Raw genomic sequence first — 4,115 nt, forward strand, 5'->3', positions numbered from 1 at the left:
CGCCGCCCGGGCCGGGTTCGACCGGCTGCGCGCCGCCCGCGACGCGGTGGCCGAGGCGGCCGGCGACCCGGTGCGGCTGCGTCCCGCGCTGGACGCCCTCGACGCCACGTTCACCGAGCTGACCGGCGTCCCCGCCGTGCGCCGCGCCGGCCAGATGTACGCCGGCCGCACCATCTGCTACGAGGACACCGCCCGGGACCTGGACGTGGTCTTCGGCGCGCCGCTGCTGGCCGAGCTGGCCGCCCCGCTGGACGTGCTGCTGCGCGCCGCCCGGTGGATGGGGAACGCCCTGGCCGAGGCGTACGACGAGGTGTTCCGCGGGCTCTACGAGGAGCTGCAGGCCGAGGCCGGCACCGGCCCGGTCGCCCTGGCGGACCTGTGGTTCCTGGCCCAGGGCCTGTTCTGGGGCGGGGGCGAGCGGCCGGTCGACGCGGTCGCCGCCGACTTCGCCGCCCGCTGGGCCGGCCTGTTCGGGCTGGACGCGCTGCCGCCGGGCACCACCGACGTGCGGCTGCGGGCGGCCGACCTGGCCGACCGGGTCGACGCGGCCTTCCCCGGCACCCGGCCGACCTGGTCCAACGCCGTGATGCACAGCCCCGACCTGCAGATCTGCGCCACCGACGCGGCGGCGCTGGCCCGGGGCGAGTACACCGTGGTGCTCGGCGAGCTGCACGCCGCCTGGTCGTCGTTCGACTGCGCGGTCTTCACCCCGTCCCACCCCGAGGTGGAGCGGCTGCGCGCCGCGCTGGCCGAGGACCTGGGCGAGCGGCGGGTCCGGCTGCTCTTCCCGGCCGAGTGGCCGCGCCGGACCAGCCGTACCGCCGAGTCGCTGACCGGGCCCACGGACCGGCACCTGGCCTTCCAGGACGCGCCGGGGGCGGAGCCGGCCCGGGTGCTGCCCACCGTGGACCTCACCGTCACCGAGGTCGACGGCCGGCTCGTGGCCACCGCCTCCGACGGGGAGCGCTGGCCCCTCGCCGAGGTCTTCGCGGAGCTGCTCAGCGCACACGCGGTGGACGGCTTCAAGCTGGTCGCCGCCGCGCCGTACACGCCCCGGATCACGCTGGACCGGCTGGTGGTGGCCCGGCAGACCTGGCGGACCACGGTGGGGGCGAGCGGCCTGGCGCAGGCCACCGGCGAGCGGCAGCGCTTCCTCGCCGTACGGGACTGGCGGCGTCGCCTCGGCCTGCCCGAGCAGGTCTACGTGAAGCTCGGCACCGAGACCAAGCCCTGCTTCGTGGACCTGGCCAGCCCGGCCTTCGCCAACATGTTCTGCGCCATGGTCCGCGCCGCCCGGGTCGACGGCGGCGACGGCGTCTCGCTGACGGTCAGCGAGATGCTGCCCACCACGGACCAGGCGTGGGTGCCCGACGGCGCGGGCCGCCGCTACTTCAGCGAGCTGCGCCTGCACCTCGTGGACACCCAGGGAACGGAGCACCGATGAGCCACCTGCTGCCGCTGGGGGAGACCGGTTGGTCGGTCTGGCGGGACATGGTGTTGCGCACCGCCGGCTTCCCGGCGGCGGGGCTCGACCGGTTCGCCGCGCCGGAGGCGGCGGCCGTCGCCGACGCGGTGCTGACCGGCGCGAGCGGCCCGGAACTGCTCGACAAGGTGCTGCGCGAGGCGTTCGCCGAGTCGTCCGCCGTGGTGAACGAGCTCGCCGCCGACCCGCTGCTGCGCGAGGCGGTCACCTGGCAGAACCCGGCCATGCTCGTGGCGCTCGACGGCCTGCTGCGCACCGATCCCGAGGTGCGCAACGTACGCCGGCGCAAGCGCGAACTGAGCCTGCTGCGCTACTGGCAGCGGTACTGCGGCAAGGCGGAGACGATCGGCTTCTTCGGGCCGGTCTGCTGGGGGACCTTCGATCCGGCGGAGCCGGGTGTCCGGTTGTCGCCCGGCCCGGCGCTGGTCGACCGGCGACACGTGTTCTTCGAGGCATGGGCGCTGATCGCGTACGCCGACCGGCTCGCCGACGACCTCGCGGTGCGCCGCTGGTGGGCGCCCGCGCTGCAACCGCACCTGACCGTCGAGGGGCGCCAGCTGCGCTGGCCACTGCACCCGCCGATCGCGCTCACCCCGACCGAGGCCCGGCTGCTCGCCGCCTGCGACGGGCGGACGCCCGCGGTCGAGCTGGCGGAGCGGATGCACGCCGACGGCGAAGTGCACGGCGTCGACGACGTCTACCTGCTGCTCGACCGGTGGGTCGATCGCGGCCAGCTCATCTGGGGCGCCAACCTGCCGGTCAGCCCCGACGCCGAGCGGATGCTCGTCGAGCGGATCGGGCTCATCGGTGACGAGGGCGTCCGGGCCGAGGTGGCGGCCGGCTTCGACCGGCTCCGCGCGGCCCGGGACGCGGTCGCCGCCGCCGCCGGCGACCCGGACCGGCTCGGCGCCGCCCTGGCCGCCCTGAACACCGAGTTCACGGCGGTGACCGGCCGGCCGGCCACCCGCCAGAGCGGCCAGATGTACGTGGGCCGCACCGTCTGCTACGAGGAGACCGCCCGGGACCTGGAGTTCACCGTCGGCTCGGCCGTCCTGGACGCGCTGGCCGGCCCGCTGGAGCTGGTGCTGCAGACCGCCCGGTGGTTCACCGGGGAGGTCGCCGCCCGGTGTGCCGACCTCTTCACCGAGCTGCACGACGAGCTGGCCGCCGACGGCCCGGTGCGGCTGGCCGACCTCTGGTCGCTGGCCCAGGGGACGCTGGTCGCACCGGACGGCCCGATCGGCCGGGCCGGCGCCGCCTTCACCGAGCGGTGGGCCGAGCTGTTCGGCCTGCGCGACCTGCCCGCCGACCAGGCGGAGCTGCTGCTGCGCGCCGAGGACCTGGCCGAGCGGGTCCGGCAGCTCTTCCCCGCGGAGCGCCCCGGCTGGCCGTCGGCCCGGCTGCACAACCCGGACGTCCAGCTCAGCGCGGCCTCGCCGGAGGCGATCCGGCGGGGTGAGTTCCTGCTCGTGCTCGGCGAGCTGCACCCGGCCCATGTCGCCTACGACAGCGCCGTGTTCAGCCCGTTCCACCGCGACCCGGCCGCGCTGCGGGCCGCCGGTGACGCCGACCTCGGCCCCGCCCGGCTGCGGCTGATCTGGCCGGACAGCTACCCCCGCCGGACCACCCGCACCACGTACGGGCTGACCGGGCCCGCGGACCGCCAGCTCGGCATCGACAGCGCCCACGGCGCGGACCCCGACCAGCTGGTGCCGGCCACCGCGGTCACCGTGGAGGGTGCCGCCGGCCAGCTCGTCGCCGTCTTCCCCGACGGCGGACGGTGGCCGCTCATGGAGGTCTTCGCCAGCCTGCTCGACTCGCTGCTGCTGGACGCCTTCAAGCTGCTCGACCCGGCCCCGCACACGCCCCGGATCACCATCGACCGGCTGGTGGTGGCCCGCCGCACCTGGCGGAGCACGGCCGGCGGATGCGGCCTGGCCGGGCACACCGACGAGACGGCCCGCTACCTCGCCGTACGCCGGTGGCGGGCGGCCGCCGGCCTGCCCGAGCGGGTGTTCGTCAAGGTGGGCACCGAGATCAAGCCCTGCTACGTCGACCTGACCGGCCCGCTGTACGCGCAGTCGCTCTGCGCCATGGTGGACTCCGCCCACCGGACCAGCCCGGACGTCCCGATCGTGGTCTCCGAGCTGCTGCCCACCCCGGACCGGTCCTGGGTCACCGACGCGCAGGGCCGCGGCTACGTCAGCGAACTGCGCCTCCAGATCACCGACCCAGCCGAGCACCGGGGAGACCACGGGTGACCGACATCCTGACCGTCAGCGCCACGTACGGGGCGGACCTGCCCTGGCCGGACGCGACCCTGGCCGACCTGATCGCCGCGCAGGCCGCCCGCACCCCCGACGCGGTGGCGGTACGCCAGTGGGACACCCGGCTGACCTACCGGCAGCTCGTCGACCGGGCCGCGGGGTTGGCCGCCGCGCTGCGCGAGCGCGGGATCGGCCCCGGCGACCGGGTCGGCGTCTGCGGGGCGCGTACCCCCGACCTGGTGGTCACCGTGCTCGGCGTGCTGCTGGCCGGCGCCGCGTACGTGCCGCTGGAGCCGGGCGGCCCCCGGCAGCGGCTGCGGGAGATCGCCCGCGACGCCGGGGTCCGGGTGGTGGCCGGCGGCGCG

General features: G+C 76.4%; 3 protein-coding genes. All 3 read left to right on the plus strand.

From position 1 onward, the window contains the following. Positions 1-1,444: lantibiotic dehydratase (locus tag B0E53_RS33660; RefSeq protein ID WP_210406321.1), on the plus strand; the 1,444-nt coding region annotated here is incomplete at its 5' end. Then, positions 1,441-3,744 (plus strand): lantibiotic dehydratase, encoded by a 2,304-nt coding sequence (locus B0E53_RS33665; protein ID WP_107079618.1) that lies wholly within the window; start codon positions 1,441-1,443, stop codon positions 3,742-3,744. The genes B0E53_RS33660 and B0E53_RS33665, both read left to right, overlap by 4 nt. Continuing rightward, the coding region (locus tag B0E53_RS33670) for an AMP-binding protein (protein WP_146167887.1) at positions 3,741-4,115 on the plus strand (375 nt) is incomplete at its 3' end. The genes B0E53_RS33665 and B0E53_RS33670, both read left to right, overlap by 4 nt.

The sequence above is a fragment of the Micromonospora sp. MH33 genome, assembly GCF_003013775.1.
GTDB classification, from domain to species: domain Bacteria; phylum Actinomycetota; class Actinomycetes; order Mycobacteriales; family Micromonosporaceae; genus Micromonospora; species Micromonospora fulviviridis.

What these genes read in the sequence shown, in the direction of transcription:
- B0E53_RS33665 (WP_107079618.1), top strand. Translation starts at nt 1,441, where the DNA reads ATGAGCCACCTGCTGCCGCTGGGGGAGACCGGTTGGTCGGTCTGGCGG.